This is a genomic window from Lentzea aerocolonigenes (assembly GCF_000955955.1).
In the GTDB taxonomy this organism is placed as follows: domain Bacteria; phylum Actinomycetota; class Actinomycetes; order Mycobacteriales; family Pseudonocardiaceae; genus Lentzea; species Lentzea aerocolonigenes_A.
Genome location: NZ_JYJG01000292.1, coordinates 1 through 17,936, shown reverse-complemented (window position 1 = coordinate 17,936; position 17,936 = coordinate 1). Strand labels below are relative to the sequence as shown.

General features: G+C 68.3%; 14 protein-coding genes. 6 read left to right on the top strand and 8 right to left on the bottom strand.

The window, feature by feature from the left end; translation table 11 throughout:
• Positions 1 to 85: 85 nt before the first annotated feature.
• The 7 genes from UK23_RS49190 to UK23_RS33385 form a co-directional block, all read right to left on the bottom strand.
• Positions 86 to 673 carry an N-acetyltransferase gene (locus UK23_RS49190; protein ID WP_052685290.1) on the bottom strand — a complete coding sequence of 196 codons (588 nt, stop codon included), beginning with the start codon at positions 671 to 673 and terminating at the stop codon, positions 86 to 88.
• A gap of 282 nt (positions 674 to 955) precedes the next feature.
• Entirely contained in the window at positions 956 to 2,413 is a 1,458-nt protein-coding gene (locus tag UK23_RS33410) for a pyridoxal phosphate-dependent decarboxylase family protein (RefSeq protein WP_045315710.1), read from the bottom strand.
• A 92-nt stretch (positions 2,414 to 2,505) separates the two neighbouring features.
• A complete protein-coding gene (locus tag UK23_RS33405; protein ID WP_196777991.1) occupies positions 2,506 to 4,602 on the bottom strand; it encodes a molybdopterin-containing oxidoreductase family protein in 2,097 nt (698 codons plus the stop codon).
• Positions 4,603 to 4,610: 8 nt separating this feature from the next.
• Entirely contained in the window at positions 4,611 to 5,474 is an 864-nt protein-coding gene (dapF, locus tag UK23_RS33400) for a diaminopimelate epimerase (RefSeq protein WP_045315709.1), read from the bottom strand.
• Between the two features lie 5 nt (positions 5,475 to 5,479).
• On the bottom strand, positions 5,480 to 6,187 hold the full coding sequence (locus UK23_RS33395; protein ID WP_045315708.1) for a 2OG-Fe dioxygenase family protein: 708 nt from the start codon (positions 6,185 to 6,187) through the stop codon (positions 5,480 to 5,482).
• A 41-nt stretch (positions 6,188 to 6,228) separates the two neighbouring features.
• The gene (locus UK23_RS33390) at positions 6,229 to 7,251 is read right to left on the bottom strand and encodes an iron-containing redox enzyme family protein (protein ID WP_045315707.1); all 1,023 of its coding nucleotides are present in this window, start codon (positions 7,249 to 7,251) and stop codon (positions 6,229 to 6,231) included.
• Positions 7,252 to 7,778: 527 nt separating this feature from the next.
• Entirely contained in the window at positions 7,779 to 8,639 is an 861-nt protein-coding gene (locus UK23_RS33385; protein WP_045315706.1) for a hypothetical protein, read from the bottom strand.
• A 566-nt stretch (positions 8,640 to 9,205) separates the two neighbouring features.
• Between UK23_RS33385 and UK23_RS33380 the strand changes: the two genes are divergently transcribed.
• Entirely contained in the window at positions 9,206 to 9,466 is a 261-nt protein-coding gene (locus tag UK23_RS33380; protein WP_045315705.1) for a hypothetical protein, read from the top strand.
• A 49-nt stretch (positions 9,467 to 9,515) separates the two neighbouring features.
• Positions 9,516 to 9,998: a VanZ family protein gene (locus tag UK23_RS33375; protein WP_196777990.1), complete on the top strand. Its 483-nt coding sequence runs from the start codon at positions 9,516 to 9,518 to the stop codon at positions 9,996 to 9,998.
• Positions 9,999 to 10,080: 82 nt separating this feature from the next.
• Here the strand turns inward: UK23_RS33375 and UK23_RS33370 are convergent, their stop codons facing one another.
• Positions 10,081 to 12,357 carry an ATP-binding protein gene (locus UK23_RS33370; RefSeq protein ID WP_196777989.1) on the bottom strand — a complete coding sequence of 759 codons (2,277 nt, stop codon included), beginning with the start codon at positions 12,355 to 12,357 and terminating at the stop codon, positions 10,081 to 10,083.
• 825 nt (positions 12,358 to 13,182) lie between these two features.
• Between UK23_RS33370 and UK23_RS33365 the strand changes: the two genes are divergently transcribed.
• The 4 genes from UK23_RS33365 (at position 13,183) to UK23_RS33350 (ending at position 17,611) form a co-directional block, all read left to right on the top strand.
• On the top strand, positions 13,183 to 14,163 hold the full coding sequence (locus tag UK23_RS33365) for a thiamine pyrophosphate-dependent dehydrogenase E1 component subunit alpha (protein ID WP_196777988.1): 981 nt from the start codon (positions 13,183 to 13,185) through the stop codon (positions 14,161 to 14,163).
• A complete protein-coding gene (locus UK23_RS33360; protein ID WP_045315702.1) occupies positions 14,160 to 15,173 on the top strand; it encodes an alpha-ketoacid dehydrogenase subunit beta in 1,014 nt (337 codons plus the stop codon). The genes UK23_RS33365 and UK23_RS33360 overlap by 4 nt, the downstream gene beginning before the upstream one ends.
• Entirely contained in the window at positions 15,170 to 16,348 is a 1,179-nt protein-coding gene (locus UK23_RS33355) for a 2-oxo acid dehydrogenase subunit E2 (protein ID WP_045315701.1), read from the top strand. Before UK23_RS33360 ends, UK23_RS33355 begins: the two co-directional genes overlap by 4 nt.
• Positions 16,349 to 16,522: 174 nt before the next feature.
• Positions 16,523 to 17,611: a GRAS family protein gene (locus UK23_RS33350; protein ID WP_045315700.1), complete on the top strand. Its 1,089-nt coding sequence runs from the start codon at positions 16,523 to 16,525 to the stop codon at positions 17,609 to 17,611.
• Positions 17,612 to 17,936: the final 325 nt, after the last annotated feature.

Genomic DNA, 17,936 nt, shown 5'->3' with positions numbered 1-17,936 from the left:
GCAGGTCCGTGGCTGCGGACCCTTGGAACCAACCGTCTAGAACGGATTCGCGGCCGGTCTCGCCGGTTTCGGGTGCTGGAGCCGGTCAGCCCGGGCGACGGGCAGTGCGCCACATCGGTTGCAGCAGTTCCTGGCCATCGAGAACGACGGGTGGGCCGAGCGGCGTGTAGTCGCGGGAACCGAAGAAGTCCACCAGACGCCTGCTCGATGCTTCGCCGTAGGCATCGCGGCCCAGCTCGTCCAGGACCTGGTGATGGTGGTTCAGCAGCAGCGTGGCCGCACCGTTGTTCTGCTCGGTCGGGCGCACGGCGAGGTATGCGCCGTAGTAGTGGGACTTGTGCGGATGCGCGGAAAGGAACGCTGCCTCGAACCGGGTGAACCGCTCGAAGTACGGGCCGGTGATCTCCCGGAGCCAGCTCTCCCGTTCCGGCGTCGGCTCTGGCTCGACCGCGTGGTCGAACGCGACCAGGGCGGCGGACAGGTCGGGGAGGGTGTAGACCACGCCGCAGGCGATGGCATCCCGAACTTCCCGTTCGAGGTAGTGAGGACCGATCTTCTCCCAGTCCTCGTGGTCGTCCACCAGCCAGCCGGTGAGGTCGAGGTCGCGGAACGACTCGGTGATGAGTTCGCCGAGCGCCGGGGCGTCCGATTCGGTCGCGAGCACGATCTGCATGGCAGCACTCCTAGATCGAAGCCGTGCGGCTGATGCGGATCGCCGCGCGATGCATCGAAGCCCGAGGTCCTGAAAAGGTGGCGTGCCGATGTTCTGACGCCAGCCGATGCCCGATGTGCAGTGGAAGGCCCACTTTACCCAGGGGGTGTGTTCGGCTCACCAGTCCGCTGCCCGAACGCGCCTGGATGTCCGCCCGTCGGTACACCACTTCCCGCCCGACGCCCACACCTCGGGACCCAGGTGCGAACGAACACCCGGTCCTGTCCCGGTGAGGAAGCGGTTTCACCGGGATTCCACCAGCCCTGCTTGCTCCTGAGCGGCGATGGCGACGACCTGGTCGAGCAGAGGGCGGTAGTCGGCGCCGGAGGCGTTCGGGTGCAGGAGGGTGAGCTTGAGCCACAACTTCCGGTGACCGTCCTTTGTGTCCGGCAGTGCGGCCCGCCCCACGATCGCGGTACCCCTGTTCAACAGTTCGCGGCGGATGCGGCCGACGAGCGCGTCCCCTGCGGTGCTCGGCAGGTCGTCGAGCACGGTCGGCCGGAAGAGCACAGTGGACAGGGACGGCCTCTTCCACAGCCGCAGGCCGGGACGGCGGTCGATCTCCGCCGCGACCTCCTGCGCGGTCGTGCAACAGTGCTCGACCATGCGTCCGAGCCCATCGGTGCCCAACGCCGACATCGTGACCGCCATCCGGAACGCGTCCGCACGCCTCGAGGTCCAGATCGACCTCCCGAGCAGGTCCGGCAGGCCGGCATCGACGTCGTCGGAGGCGTTGATGTAGTCGGCACTGATCTTCAGCGCACCGAGGTCCCTCGCGTTGCGCGTCGCGAGGAGCCCGGCCGCTATGGATTGCCAACCGAACTTGTGCATGTCCAACGTCACCGAATCCGCCAGTTCGATGCCCTTCAGGCGCCGGCTCAGCTCCTCGCTGCACAACGCGAGTCCGCCGTAGGCCGCGTCGACGTGCAGGCGGGCTCCGAACCGGCGGCACGTCTCGGCGATCTCGGGGAGCGGATCGATCCGGCCGGTGTTCGTGGTGCCCGCGGTGGCGACGACGAGGGTGGACGAGCCGAGCGGCTCCAGAGCGGCCTCCAGAGCCGCAGGCACCATCCGGTCGTCCTCGCAGGCAACGACGACCGGGGTGGGCAGACCGAGGATCCAGGCCGCCCTCGTGACGCTGTGGTGGGCGTTCGCGCCGCACACCACCTGGAGATCTCCCTCTATCAGAGTGCGTGCGAGGAGGAGCGCCAGGAGGTTCGACTCGGTCCCTCCGGAGGTGACCACGGCGTCGGGCGAGGACTCGGCCGGGTAGCAGAGGCCGGCGATGCCCGTGGTGAAGTCCCGCTCGATCTCACTGGCCATCGGAGCCAGTTCCCACACGTCCATGGACGGGTTGAGCGCGCTCGCCACGACATCCGCGGCGACGGACACCGCCAGCGACGAGCAGACCAGGTGGGCCGCGCAGTGCGGGTGGGCCGGATCCGCGGAGCCGAGACCGAGGAGCCTGCTCATCTCCTCCAGCGCGCGTTCCTCGCCGATGCCCTCACGAGGCAGCCGGCCCGTTCCTCCTCCGGCCGCCGCGAGGGCGGCCGAGACGACCGCGGGCCCTCCCGCGGGCAGCGGACCGCCACGTTCGAGGACGCCGGTCTCCATTCCGCGCAGGGCAACCGCGAGCAGGCCGCCCAACTGCTCAGCGCCCCGCGGCCCGCTCGCGAGCCGGAAACCGTTGTGTGCGCTCATGTCGACGCTTCTCCTCAAGGCTGCGCCGCGGAATGTTCCGCGGGGATCTCGATCGGTGAGCTGGGCGGGTGACGGTCCGGCTGCCGCGGCCATCAACGCTCCTGGGACGTCTCGAGAGCTTCGACCGAGACCCGGTTGTCGTGGAACACCGCACCACCGCCCATGTCCGCATCCCGTTCGTCCACCGTGGCGTTGACCGTCGCGCCGCCGGTGAGCTTGAGCCAATGACCTTTGGTCGTGCTGAGGACACCGCGGCGGACTCGTGCGTCGACCAGCACGTCCGCGGTGAACTCACCGCGGCTGTTGAACACCCTCACGCGGGTACCGGTGGCGAGCCCGTGGACAAGAGCGTCATCGGGATGCACGACCACAGCCGGCGGGCCTGCCCTGCGACGCAGTTCGTCGTTGTTGCCGAAAATCGTGTTGATGGCGAAGTGCGATGCCCCCGCTATCAGCACGAACGGATGACGTGCGGCCATCTCGTCGTCCACGACCTCCAGCGGCGGTGTGTAACCCGGCATCGGATCGAGGCCGTCGGCAGCCGCCGCGGCCGAGACGAACTCGAACTTTCCCGACGGGGTGGGGAATCCGTGCTCGAACGGCGCAAGTGGGCTGGGGTAGTTGAGCCGGGCCCACCCGCTGGTCCGCAGGCTGTCGAGTGTGATCCCGCGTAGCGAGGGGTGGTCGGAGTCGAGGAGTTGCTCGGCGAGTCGTTCGTCGGAGTCGTAGAGGCTGGGCTCACGCAACCCCATCCGCCTGGCCAGGTCGCGAAAGGTGTCCGTGGTCGACCTGCACTCACCCGGCGGCTCGACGGCACGTTCGTTCCACGCGAGATAAAGGTGGCCGTACGCGTCCATCAGGTCCGTGTGTTCGTGCTGCATCGTCGCGGGCAACACCAGATCGGCGTAGTCGACGGTGTCCGTCGGGAAGTGTTCGAGCACCACGGTGTACAGGTCCTTTCTGGACAGTCCCGCGCGAACTCGGTTCTGGTCGCTGGTGCTGACCACCGGATTGGCGCCGTACACGACAAGTCCCATCACCGGCGGGTCACTCGCCTCGAGCAGCCCCTCGGCAAGCCGGGTCATCGACAGCTTGCGCACCGTTTCGGGGCGCAGGTCGTCGCGGAACAGCGCCTCGCGGTTTCCGCCGAAGTAGGTGTCGGTGGAGAACATCAGCCCACCGCCGGCCCGATGCCAGTCGCCCGTGACGGCAGGGATGCAGGCAAGCGCCCGCAGTGTCGCGCCCGCACCCGCGTGGCGTTGGATCCCTTGCGAAGTCCGGATCGCGGTAGGCCTGGTACGCGCGATCCGATCACCCAGATCCCGGATCTGCTCCGCGGGGACACCGGTGACGGACGCGGCGCGTTCGGGCGTGAAGGCCATCACGCGCTCACGGAAGTCCTCCCAGCCGAAGCAATGCCGCGACAAGAAGTCGTTGTCCTCGCGGCCACTCGCGACGATGACGTGCATCAGGCCGAGCGCGAGTGCGCCGTCGGTTCCGGGCATCGGTGCCAGGTGTTCATCCGCGGCTGCCGCGGTCCGCGTGCGCATCGGGTCGATGGCGACGACGTGACCACCGTTCTTGCGCCCCGCCTCGATGAACCTCCAGAGGTGGTGCCCCGACGTCAAGGTGTTCGTGCCCCACAGCAGGGTGAGCTTGGACAGCGCGAAGTCCTCCGGGTCCATGCCCCTGCTGGTGCCCAGCGCGTACCTCAAGCCGGTCAGCCCCGCGATCGAGCAGATCGTCATCTCGTGGTGCGATGCGCCGAGCACGTTCCACAACCTGGTCCCCGCTCGTCCCTGCACTCCCTGCAAGTACCCGAGCGCACCGGTGCCCTGGTAGGGCCACAGCGCCTCACCGCCGTACTCGTCGACGATGCGGGAGAGCTCGGCGGCCATCTCGTCCAGCGCCTCGTCCCACCCGATCCGCGCGAACCGGCCCTCGCCCTTGGCGCCGATGCGGCGCAACGGGTGCAGGATCCGGTCCTGGTGCGAGGCCTGCTCCAGGTAGCGGTTCACCTTGACGCACAGGGTGCCTCTGGTGATCGGGTGCTCCCGGTTGCCGCGCAACCCGGTCGCCACCCCGTTCTCGACGGTGACGAGCCAGCTGCAGCAGTCAGGACAGTCGAGCGGGCACGCTCCGGCGACCTCGCGCGTCGTGCCGGTGATGAACAGGTTCTGGCGGGGCACGGCGCTCCTCAGGACGGTTGCGGTTCTCTCATCCGCGATGTGATCCCGGCAGCCACCCGGCCCACGGCTATCTGCTCGACCTCACCGGTCATGAACACGGTGCCCCGGCTGCCGAACCGGGTGGTGAAAGCACCGCCGCTCATGATCACTTCAACCTGGTCTCCGACCAGACCGAGGCGGTGTGCGGCCGCGGCGGCCGCACAGCCACCACTGCCGGAGGCCAGCACGCGGCCCGCGCCCCGTTCCCACACCGCCACGCGGAGCACGTCCTCACCGGCGACCGCGGCGAACTCGACGTTCACCCTGGCGGGAAACCTCGGGTGCGCGGACAGCAGGGGGCCGATCACGTCGACCAGCTGATCGTCCACTGCGGACACGATCAGCACCGCGTGCGGATTGCCGTTGTTCAACGCGGTGATCCTCCACCGGTCGCCACCGGCCTCGATCGGCACGTCCACGGCCTCGCCCACGCAGTCCAGCAGGGGCACCGCAGCCGCGGAGAAGTCCGGACGGCCGAGCTCGATCGATACGATCCCGGCGTCAACGTCCTCGACGGAGGTCGTCGACGTGCAGAACCCCGTGTCGACGGCCAACTGCCTCGTCCCGTGCCGGCGTGCGTGCTCAAGTGCGAACGCACGCAACCCGTTCGCACTGCGCTCGCACGCCGAGCCATCGGCGTTGTGGATGCGCACCTCGGCCCCACCTGCCACGGCCGGTCGTCCCAACGGCCCGAACACCACCCCGTCGGCGCCGATCCCGAAGTGGCGATCGCACAGAACGCGTGCGGCGAGCGGACCCGCGGCCACACCGTCCTGCGGTTCGACGAGCAGGTAGTCGTTGCCCATCGCGTGGTACTTGGCGAACGCCACCATCTCGGTCAATCCGCTGCAGCACCGGACGAGCCGCCGGCGAGCGCCTCTGCGTCGTGCTCGTCGCCGTACCACTTCCTGCTCCACCGGGAGAACGCCGCGATGAAGATGTCCCTGTTGGCCGGGCCACCGTCGATCGACTCCACATCCGTGACGTCGTGCTGGATGGCCCGGTCGTCGAGCAGAACCGCTTGCCCTTCCTCGATGGTCCCGCTCCAGAAGGGTTCGTCGGCCCCCGGCTTCCAGAGCCTGGTCAACGCACCTCCGACGTTGGCCCGCCGAAGCACGCCGATCATCACGTAGTCGTGGCCGTCGTGATGGACACCCTCCGGGGTGAGAGGCGCGGTCGTCGCACTGGTCGCCTGCGACCGGTTCTGGTGCAGGTTGATCGACCAGTCCTCGGTGAGGTCGAGCGGGAAACCGTGCACGCCCGCACGAAGCAGATCGGTGAAGTCGGCCTTGATCGGCTCGTACCGCCGCCGAATGCCGCCCGCCACCGGGTTGAACTTGACGAAGGTCGTGTAGTCGCGCTGCGGCAGCAGCTCGAACGAACAACCGGCGTCCTGGTCCTGCGACAGGCGGTACTGGCAGAACCGCTTGAACCTCGTGCCGCCGCCCATGTACTCGTCGACCGGCAGATCGTCATAGCTGGCCAGCAGGTCAGCTGACGCCGCCGGAAGATCGATGATGCTGAAGCCTGCTTCGTTGAGTGCCATTCCGGGAATCCCCTTCCTCGAGATGCGCGACGGCCGGCTCGTCAGGCGGTCGAAAGGCTCGCTGTCAAGTCCACTTCGGACATTCGTTCGTCGAGGTAGCGCTGCGACGAGTTCAAACGCCACAGCGTGCCGCGAGCGATTCCCTTGCGCATGGCGGGTGAGGTGGCCGCGGGTTTGATGACGTTGTGGAACCACCCGGCGGCGTGCTGGGCGTCCACGGTGATGTGCAGGCGGTGGTAGACGATGCCGACATCCGGCAGACCGAGCCGCTCCCAGGCGTGCACCACCTGCACGAAGCGATCCGGGACCAACCACTCGGTCATGCCGAGGAAGCCGACCGCCTCGGCGTAGCTGGAGCGGTAGCGGCACAGCATGACCGCGAGATTGCCGGACAGCAACGCGTTGGCGGTGAGGGCGTTCTCCAGTTCGTCCTCGGAGATGTCGAACACCTCGAAGATCTGCTTGAACAGGTGGGTGTGCACCTCTGCCGGGGTTCCGTTGCCCATCTCGTCCCAGAAGTTGCGGGCGATCTCCATCTTGGCAGGCCCGCTCGTGCCCACCTGCATCATCGCGAGGAGGTCGTCGAAACGCCCGTCGATGACCGACTCCTGGATCATGTAACGGCGGATCGCCTCGCGGTCGGCCCGATCGCGGATGAAGCCGGTGTAGTACGGGTGTTTGAAGACGGTGTGCTTCCGCGCGAGTTTTTTCAGCCAGGACACGAACTCGGCGGGTTCCGATGGCGCGTGGTCGAGCGCTCCCGCTTCGATCCTCGAATCCTCCGCACCCGCGGTCGCCCGCTCCAGCACGCGTGTCACCTGGTGCACCACGGTCGAGCCCTCGGCGGACGATTCACCGGGCGCCACCCGCAGCTGCAGGTTGTAGATCCTCGACAGCAGGAGCTGCTGCCGGTAGAACATCGCCGGGTCGCCCGCGGCGGCACGGCGGTTGAGCTCGTGGACCGCGCCGAGTACCCGTTCCAGCTCCACCGGGTGCACGAGCCGATCGATCTCGTCCGCGGATCGGCCGAGCCAATCCGACACCCGCTCCACTACATCGCTCACTTGAAACCCTTTCCGGAGGCAGGAACGACTGCGAGTGCCCTTCCGGTGTAGACGGAACTCGACCGCCGTCCCAGGCGAGGACAGAGAATCACTCGAACAGGCCGGGGGTGGCGTGCAGCACACCCGGATTGCCTCTGCGCACCAGCGGATCGACCCAAATACCCATTCGGGGATGCGTGCGGAACCAGATGCTCAGCCGTGGTTGCCGGGCCGGCCTTCGAGTGCTGCCGGCATCACCTGCGCCCCAGGGGCAACGACTTCCCCCGGTCGCGCAGGATCTGATCCACAAGGGACCGGAGCGTCCCGCGTGAAATCGCGTGTACCGAGCGTGCAGGTGAGCCTCAGCCGCCGGCCGACAGCACCGGGACCGCGCGCTCAGACGTGCTTTCGAGGCTCGCCGAGCTCGTGGACATCATGTCGCCGCCGCAGTGCTCCGGCACTGTGCGGCGCGGACGGTCGCGGACGCGAGTTGTCGCCCGTGTCCGATCGGGAAGCTCGTCCAGGCGAACGGGCAGAGCTTCATCGGATCAGAGTTCACCGACCATCTCACGCGGGCGCACGAGCGAGTTCTGCAACAGGCCGTCCAGCCGGGAACGCAAGAACGCGCGGTACGGGTTCGGCTCGCACAGACCCGCCAGGGTGCTCACCGCCCGCGAGTGCAGGTCGTGGACCTCGCGGTCGTACAGCTGCACGGCATCGGGGGCGCTGGAGAGGTCCCGGAGCGCGATCCCGGCTTCGGCGTTCCGGCCGGCTTCCTCGCCGAGCCGGATCATGTGCTGTCTGCGGTGCGTGCTCGCGATCTTGCAGGCGCTGGCGAGCAACAGCGGTGGTGTGTGGGCACCACCGGCGGAGTTCGCGGCGGCCTGATCGGCCAGCGACCCGTACAGCCTCCCGAACTCGCGCCACTGCGGCCCGTCCGAAGGTGCGCATGTTCTCGCCGCCATGAAAGCGTCGCGCGCGTAGGCGTTGCTTCGAACGCTTGACCCCGGACCGGGATCGACCGCCGTCTCCTCCAGGTCGGTGGTCCACCCTCGGCGGAGGTCCTCCGTGATGTCGAGAGAACGCAGGTAGCGCAACGGCAACCTGGCCGCCGCGGCGCCCGTGCTCGTTTCCAGGCCGGCCCACCACAACGACGACAGCACCGACACCGGCATGGCGTTGTGCGGAGAACCCCCCGCTGCCGCCGCGGTGACGACCGCGAACAGCCGGGCGAACACCAGAGGAGGCTCCACCTGCGTGAGGAGCGCGGTGGTCGACGGGGGATCCGCCACGGCGGCGCGGAGATCGGTCGCGAGGCGGAGGTCCGCGTCGACGCAGCGGACGGCGATGCGCAGGGTCCTGGCGAAGTTGCCGAGTGGAGGTCGGGAGCGTTGCTCGGTGAGGGCCATGGTGGATCCCGACTGCTCGGCTGGAAGGGAGTGGCTGGTGGTGCCACGACGGCGTGCATCACAGCACGCCGTCGGTCCAGTGGCGAAGTGTCGGCTCGCGCCATGTCACCTTCGGGCCGATGACCGTGACGATTCGGGCAGCAGGCCATCCCGGCGGCGCCCGCAAGGCGAGCGTTCGCGCTCGACGGGGCCGTGCACGCGGTCCACTTCGGATCGACGTTGCTCGCCCGACGTGCGGGGCACCGCCAGTGGCCGGTCGTGCCGAATCGGGTGGCCATGTGTGAACCGGTCGAGCGGAGAACGACGGGACCCACCGCGCATGTGCTGCGATGGTGCCGCGGGGTGCGTGCGGCGCTCGCAGTCGGCGGAGACGTCGAGTTCTGTTACAAGCGGACAAGGTGAACGACATTTCCACTTCAACGTCTCGGCGCACAGTGCGGGCCGTGTGGGAAATGCAGGGCCCCACTGCCGCACTCGTGCCGCGAATGTCCGTGTTCGCCCGCCCTTACCTGAGGCTTGCGCGTGCACGCCCCGATCGGCAGTTGGCTCTACCTCCTCCCCGGGCTGTGGGTGATCGCTCTGGCGACGCCGGGGCTGCCGGCCTGGCGGTCGTCGGAGACGCGGTCGCTCGGCTTTGGCTCCGGTACGACCGCCCGGCGGCCGTGTCGCTCACCAGCGGCGACCGCAACAACAAGATCACACCGGCGCGGCGGACGCGGCCGGCCACGACCCGGCCTGAGAAGCTGCAGGCCGACCGCGGCCGCGACAAGTGGCGACAAGACGTCGGCGAGATCTTGCGTCCCGGCTCACGAAAGGAAGTGATGTGAAGTGTTTCGAGAGGTGCCGGTGCTTCCAGTGGTAGTTCCCCTGGCGGCGGTGGTCTTTCTGGCCTTGCTGTGGCACCTGCGCCGCCGCGACCGCCTCACGGCACCTCGTGCCGCTGTCGCTCTTGTGCTCTGCGTGTACGCCGCGGGAGTCCTGGCGAACACGGTGTTCCCGATCTTCCTGAACATGCCGGGAGGCGAACCGCAGTGGAAGGTCTACTTCGGACTCGTTGATGGCTACGACGTCCTTGATGCGGTGCAGAACATGGTGGTGTTCGTACCTGTCGGGATGATTTTGCCGCTGCTCCTGGCCAAAGCTTCGTGGTGGCGCGTGGTGGCTGTGGCCGCGGCGTTCAGCCTGGCGATCGAGGTGACTCAGTTCTTCACCGGCAACCTCCTGGGCGGCGGCCACCTGAGCGACGTGAACGATCTGTTCTTCAACGTGGCCGGCGCTGCGCTGGGTATGGGCGTGTTCTCCGTGTTGTCCCGCGTGCCGGTCGCTGCCGCTCTCATCAACCGGTTCCGCTGGAGCTGACCCGCGTCCTGTACGGCGGCGCCGGTTCAGGGGCACCACTCCCGGACGCGCCGAGATCGTCCTGGCTGCATCGCGCTCCACATCAGTGGGGCAGAAGCTCGAGCTCGGCTTCCGCGATTTCCCGCTGCTCGCGGTTGCCCAGGGCGTCGAGCTTGCCGAGCGCGAACATCAGGCAAGCTCGAGCTTGCTCGGCTTCACCCGTGCGACGCCGCGCGACACCTTCGTTGAGCGCCAGTTCTGCTTCGGTGCGGTAACTCATCTGGAGCGCACCGATTGTCGTTCTCGCACCGTGGTAGCTGTCGGCGGCCTCGCTCCAGCGCCCCAATGCCGACAGGCAGTCGCCCATGAGCGTCAGCAGCAACGCCGTCACCCGGTGCAGCGTCTCCGGGTTGGTCTGGTCGCCGTTCTGCTTCGTCTGGTCGAGTGTGGACGCGAACAGCGCCAACGCTTCCGCGAACCTGCCTGCTGCCAGCAGGCAGGTGCCCAGGGCGAGGGACACCCAGACCCGTTGCTGGAAGAAGCCGAACTCCCCGGACCTCTTGTAGGCGAAGGTGGTGTGTTCGAGCGCTTCCGCGAACCTGCCGAGGCGCGAGAGCGCCAGTCCGATGGACGAGTTGGCGGACATGACGATCCGGCGGTGCCCGATCTCCTCCGCGACCGCCACCGCCTCTCGCAGCGTCGTGAGCGCGAGTTCCTGGTTGTCGGCGCAGCGGTCCTGTGCCGAGCCGAGCGGGCTCAGCATCTCGGCCTCACCGCGCCGGTCGCCGAGTGCCCTGGCGGCCTGCAGGCCGAGCTCGAAGACCTCGTCCCAGCGGTGCTTCTGCTCGCGACCGATGGCGTAGCGGTGGATCGAGACGGCGAAGTCGAGCACCTGGCGGTGCCGGCCGAGTGCCGCGGCCTCCCGCTGCACCGCCGACCAGTTCGAGGCTTCCCGGTCGAGCCACTCGGCCGCCTCCTCGTACGAGCGGAACGGGCAGTCCCGCGGCACCTCCCGCACGTCCGGGAAGAACAGCCTGCCCGCCGCGGACGCCAGGTCCAGGACGTGCGTGGCGAAAGCGTCGCGCAGCTGGTCGCGCACGTCCTGCGGTTCTTCCTCGAGCCGGCGTTCGCGCGCGAAGATGCGGATCAGGTCGTGGAACTGGAAGCGCACCGACTCGGTCGTGATGGTCAGCAGGGACATCTCGACGAGCTCGTCCAGCACCAGACCGACTTCGGCCACCGGCACACCAGTTGCCACAGCAGCGAGATCGTCGTCGAAGTGGACCCCGGGAACGACGGCCAGCCGGCGGAACACCAACCGAGCTCGCGGCGACAACACCTGGTACGACATCGAGAACGCCGTCCGCAGGTCTTCGTTCCCCATCGAGAGCGAGTCCAGCCGTCCCCTCTCGTCCCGCAACGCACCCGCCAGCGCAGCGACCGGTCGCTCGTTGCGCCAGGCAGCGAGACGATTGCCCACCATCCGCACCGCCAACGGCAGGTTCCCGCACAGCGCCACCAGCTCCCGCGCGGCTTGAGGTTCCTCCCGCACCACCTGCTCGCCGGCAACGGACGCGAACAGTTCCAAAGCACCGTCCTCCGCCAACGTGTCCAACACCATCCAGCGTGCCGACTCCAGCCCCGCGAGCACGCGCCGGCAGGTCACGATCGTCAGGCACCCCTCGCTCATCGCCAGCAACGGCCTGACCTGGCCCTCGTTGGAAGCGTTGTCCAGCACCACGAGCACTCGCCGATCGCGCAACACCTTGCGGAACAACGAACTGCGCTCCTCGACCGTCGCGGGCATCCGCCCTGGCGACACGTCCAGCGAGGTCAACATCGCTTCCAGCGCAGCGGCGGAACTGAGCGGCCGATCGTCGACACCGCGCAGGTCCACCGCGAGACAACCGTCCGGGAAGGAGGAGACCAGCTCATCCGCCGCCGCCACTGCCAGCGACGTCTTCCCGACCCCAGGAGGTCCCGCGATCACGACAACGCCACCGGCTTCGGCCTCGCGAGAGAGCCGCAGGAGTTCCGGCTGCCTTCCGACAAGGCCGGACACAGCCGGCAGGCGGCGCAACTCCGCGCCTTTGGCGATCCCGATCGAGCGGCGACGCCCCTCCTTCGCCAGGACGAGGAAGGACTCCCGAGCATCCCCCGCGAGTCTCAACGCGTCGGCGAGCAGCTCAGTCGAACGCTCCTGCGGCGCACTTGCCCGACCGCGTTCCAGCTCGCGCAACGCCCGGACGCTCATCCCGGAGGTGAGCGCCAGACCTGCCTGCGACAGGCCTGCCGCCATCCGAAGGCTCAGCAGGACCTCGCCGAACGTCGACCCGGACAACGAGGTGTGGGTGGCGCACATGCCCTTAACTTCCCCCATGCCCGTCTCGGAGGGCAAACCGATGTGGAATTCGGAGCGATGAGTCCGGTGTGGACTGTCGGTGGCCGGTGGGGCCGCCTCCGGAAGTGGATCCCGAGACGGCCGATGCTCCGACGGTCCGACGGCTATCTCGCAGCCGCGACGCTGCGGCAGTCCGGTTTTGAGGGGTCGTCCGCGAGTGCACCGCCTCATGTCCGCTGTGCAGGGCGACGCACGGAAACGGATGTGCGGGCAATTCGCGGTAACGCCGCGGAAGGTCGGACAGTGGACCACGCCGGAAGGGAAATCGCGGGTCGCGGCATGGCTGTTCCACATGTCGTCCTTGGGGTCGGGAAATACTGACGCCGGCTCTTGGAAGAGGCTGGCTGCCGGGACGCTAACACGAGCTGGTGAACCCCAAAAGTATCGTTCGGGCACGTTCGCCCGGGGGCATTTTGGCGACTTGTGTCGACCTTTGTCGTGACGTGGACGTGACACCGGAGGCGCTGCGGACAGGTGTGTGCCCAGGGAAGTCGCAGGTCATGTCCCCCTGGCGGTGGCTAATCGGCTTGATGGGACGCATGCAGTGCCGAACCTGTCCCGCACGTTGGAATGACGGCTTCTGTGGAACAGGGCGACATGCCAGACTTCGAAGAGAAAGGCCCGCTCTCGTATACTGAAATGGATGCAACCGAGAGGTTTTTCTGTTTTCGTTCGAATGCTGCGGTTTCGTTGAATTGTAACGGGGCACTCCACGTGACCTCGCTCCCGACTTGTACGAAAGTCAGTGACCAAGTGGGATCACCTGGTGTGCCCAGGCGGTCGAAGTTCCCTGAGGAGACGACTGTGGTCAGCGCGGCACCCCATCTCATCGGCGGCAGCACCACTGCAACGGCGATCACGGCACCCCAGCCCCGGACAGGCGCGCAGCGCCTGTCGCGGTTACCGGCCGAGGACCTCGACACCCTGCTGATGATCCGTCACTTCGAACTGGCCGTGCTGGACCTGTTCTCGCAGGGGCTGGTGCACGGCACCACGCACACCTGCCTCGGGCAGGAGTACATTCCCGTCGCGCTCTACGCGCTGCTGGACGAGGGTGACTACGTCTTCAGCAACCACCGCGGACACGGCCACTACCTGGCCCGCTTCCGGGACCCGCACGGCCTGCTGGCGGAGATCATGGGGCGCGAGGGCGCCGTGTGCCACGGGGTGGGCGGCAGTCAGCACATCTACCGCGACCGCTACCTGTCCACCGGAGTGCAGGGCGAGAGCCTGCCGGTGGCCGCGGGTGTCGCCCTGCACCTGCGACGGGCCGAGCCCGGACGGATCGCGGTGGTGCACATCGGCGACGGCACGTGGGGCGAGGGCGCGGTGTACGAGGCGCTCAACATGGCCCAGTTGTGGGGACTGCCCCTGCTGGTCGTGGTCGAGAACAACAGGATCGCTCAGTCCACTCCGACCGAGAGGCAGATGGCCGGCACCATCCAGGCGCGCGCGGCGGCCTTCGGCATCCGGCACCACCACGTCACCTCTCATGACGTCGCCGCGGTGCGCCGGGAGTTGTCCGGCGTGATCGACGACATCCGCACCCAGCACCAGCCCTTGGTGGTGGAGTTCGTCACGAACCGCGTGGGCCCGCACAGCAAGGGAGACGACTCCCGCCCCGCCGAGGCGATACGGCACGCGGCCGCGAACGACTGGTACCGCCGGTACGAGAAGCAGCACCCGGAGCAGTTCGCCGCGGCGGACCGGAGCCAGCGACTGGCGATCGCCGAGGCCGTGCGCGAGGTCCAGGCCCGCCCCGCGTCCCGCTGGGAGCACGCATGACCAGGCCGGAGCGGGTGATCGGCAACCTCAATCGGGCCCTGCACACGCTTCTCGACGACGATCCCCGCGCCTACGTCATCGGCGAGGACATCGCCGACCCGTACGGCGGTGCCTTCAAGGCCGCGCGGGGTCTGTCGGACCGCCACCCGGAACGGGTGATCTCCTCGCCGATCAGCGAGGGCGGCATCGTGGGCGTCGCCGCCGGGCTCGCCCTGACCGGCAACCACCCGGTCGCGGAAATGATGTTCTCCGACTTCGCCGCTCTCGCGTTCGACCAACTCCTGAACTTCGCCAGCAAGTCCGTGTCGATGTACGGCCGCCCCGTGCCGATGAGCATGGTGGTCCGCTGCCCCACCGGCGGCAACCGGGGTTACGGGCCGACCCACAGTCAGAGCCTGCAGAAGCACTTCATCGGCATCCCCTCCCTGAGCCTGTACGAGATGTCGCCGTTCCACGACAACGCGGACGTCCTCACCGCCATGCTCTCCCGCGAGCAGCCGAGCATGCTGTTCGAGGACAAGACGCTCTACACCCGCACGATGCACCAGAGCGGGGTCGTCGACGACCTCTTCCGGTACGAGCTGCTCGACGACCCGAGCCGGACCGCGCGCGTGTTCCCCGTGGACTGCGCTGACCCGGACTGGATCATCCTGGCCCCGGGAGGCCTGACCGAGCGAGCCGTCGCCGCCATGCGCACCCTGCTGCTGGAAGAGGAAATCACCTGCGAACTCCTGGTGCCCTCCCGGCTCTACCCGTTCACCGTCGAACCGCTGCTCGCGACGGTGTCCCGCGCCCGCCGCATCTGTGTCGCAGAGGACAGCGCGGCGGACGGCACCTGGGGCGAGATGCTCGCCCAGCAGCTGCACGAGCACCTGTGGCGACGGCTGGACCGCCCGGTGCTGCTGCTCAGTGCCCAACCGAGCGTCATCCCCACCGCCGCGCACCTGGAGCACACCGTCCTGCTTCAGACGACCGCACTCCGCCGCGCCCTCTCGGAGGCTTCCCAGTGATCAGCGTCAAGCTGCCCACCCTCAACACCAACGACGCCAGCTACGTCTTGGTCGAATGGCTCGCTGAGCACGGCGCCCTCATCAAGAAGGGGCAGCCGCTGGTGGTGATCGAGTCCTCCAAGATCCAGGAAGAGATCGACAGCACCGCGGACGGCATCCTGCACACCCTCCTCGCGGGCGGCGCCGACTGCCACCCCGGTCAGACCGTCGCCCACCTCTTCGCCTCGGCGGACGAACGCCATGCCTACCTCTCCGCACCGGCCGCCGACCCCACCGCTGGGCCGGAGCCGGCAACCGATGCCGGCCTGACGCTCACCAGGGCGGCGCGCGCACTCGCGGACCAGCACGGCCTGACCGACGACGAACTCCGCGGACTGGGCCGCACCTTGATCCGCGCCGCCGACGTCGAAGCGCTGCTGTCACGCCCCGCGCAAGCCAGTGCCCCCACCGACCGGCGACTGCCGGCGCAGCAGCGGGCGGTGGGCGCCGTGGTCACCGAGTCGATGCGCACCATCCCGGCCGCCGCCGCCTACGCCAAGGTCGACGTCGGCCAGGCTCAGGACCTCGCCCGGCAACTGCGCCGGCGCACCGGTAGCTCCGTCTCCCTGCTCGGCCTCCTCGTCAAGGCGGTGGCAGAGCAACTCCCGGCGCACCCGAGCCTGTTCACCCGGCTCCTCGACGACGGCACCATCGAGCCCGCCCCCCGCGCACACGTCGCGGTCGCCGTGGACGCCGGAAAGGGCCTGTACACCCCGGTCGTGCACAACACCGCCGCGCTGAGCGTCGCCGGGATCGCCGACGTGATAACAGGATTCCGCGACAAAGCCGTCAGCGGCACGTTCCGAGCCGACGAGCTCACCGGCGCCAACATCTTGATCGCGCCGCACACCGCCGACGGTGTGGTCTTCGCAACCCCCATCGTCTTCCCCGGCCAGACCTGCGCGCTCTCCCTGGGCGGCATCGACGAACAGCTGGTCCTGGACCAGCGGGGCAGGCCGGAAGCCCGCCGGTTCGCCTACCTCGGTCTGGTCTACGACCACCGCGTGGTCAACGGCCGCGACGCGATGGCCTTCCTCGGCGACCTCAAACAAGCACTGGAGACACCGGACGCCCTCGCGGCCGGTGCCGAAGGTGACCAGGACGCCTCGGACAAGGCGTGCGAGCCCCCGGCCTGACGGGGGCCCCTACACGCGTGCTCCACGAAGGAGTTCATCGGCGGCATGCGGATGCCGCCGGTGACGACAGTCATCCCGTCGAAGGACTCGAGTGTGCGACTGGTCCGGTCAGTCAGGCCTTCGGCGGCGCTCCGCAATGCCGAGAAGTTCCGGTTGTCCTGAGGAGGCTGCCCGATGGAAAAATTCGCCCTGCTGTGCGACGCCGTCGCCCACATCCACGCTGGCCGCTCCGAGCAGGCCCGCCCCGCGCTGGAGACCTTGCGGAAGCTGATCGGACCCGAGGTGCGGCCGCAGGACGCGGCGTACGAGCTCTACCGCGCCGCACTGGTCAACCGCGTCGAGGAGCACGGCAGCCCCTCGGAGACCAACCTGTACACACAGTCCTACGACCAGCCGCAGATCGACCTGTACTACCTGCTCACCACCTACCTGCCGTTCATGGACACGAGCCGGGTCGTCAACGAGCTGCTCGCCGGGCAGGTGGGCGCCGCGGACGACTTCGCCCTGATGTCGGTCGGCATCGGGCACGGTCGCCAGGAGAGTGCGCTGCTGCACGGTCTCGCGGCCGCGAACCCGGGACTGCGCCACTGCACGGTCATCGGTGTCGACCCCGACCGGGAAAGCCTGGCCACAGCCGAGCGCACCGTGCGGCAGGCCGCGGCCGAGCACGGCGTCGATCTGGACTTCCTCCCCGTGGCGAAGGTAGCTGAGGACCTTGACGACGACGACTGGATGAGCCTGTCCCGCATCGACGTCCCGTTGGTGGTCAACGCTTCTTTGGCGCTGCACCACATGCAGGACCCGAGTCCCGGTCACGACGCCCGGGACGAGTTCTTCCAGCGGTTGCGCATGCTGGTCCCGTGCGGGGTGGTGCTGAACGAGTTCGACACCGACCACCACGAGGTGTCCTTCCCGCAGCGGTTCTTCAACTCATGGCGGTTCTTCGGCACCATCCTCCGCGCCATCGAGGCGACGCCTGCCACCCGGCAGGAGAAGGACCACATGAAGACGTTCTTCGCCCGCGAGGTCATGAACATCGTCGGCTCGCGCACCGACGACCAGCGTTTCGAGCGGCACGAGGCGGCCGCCACCTGGATCAGCCGGCTGCGGCGCTGCGGCTTCGAGCCTTACGGTGACGCCCCGGGACTGCCGGTGTCCGCGCTTCCCGCGGACTTCACGGTTCGCGTCCTGCCCGAGCAGGTCCGGCTCGGTTACCGCGACGCCACGGTCTGCTCGGTCATCGGCGCGCGTCCTGCCGGATGAGGCATCCCGGGCGCCTGCGCGGTTGACCGCACCTGCCTTCGGACAACCGAACGCGCGGCCCTGCTTGGTGAACACGCGGGAGGCCGTTGTGGACCTACCTAGCAGTCCATTGTGGACTTGCGGAGCCGTTTCTGGGCCATGCCGATGGGGCCGTCTCTGGAAGATGTCCAGAAACGGCCCCGTCGTGGCCTGTCAGGTCTGGTCCGCCCACAACTTCTGGCCGGCGTCGCCGAGCGTCGAGATCGGGTCGTAGTAGGGGTAACGACGGTCCAACGCCTCCGGGTCCTCGAGCTCGATCCCGGTCCGGTAGTTCTTCGTCCAGTAC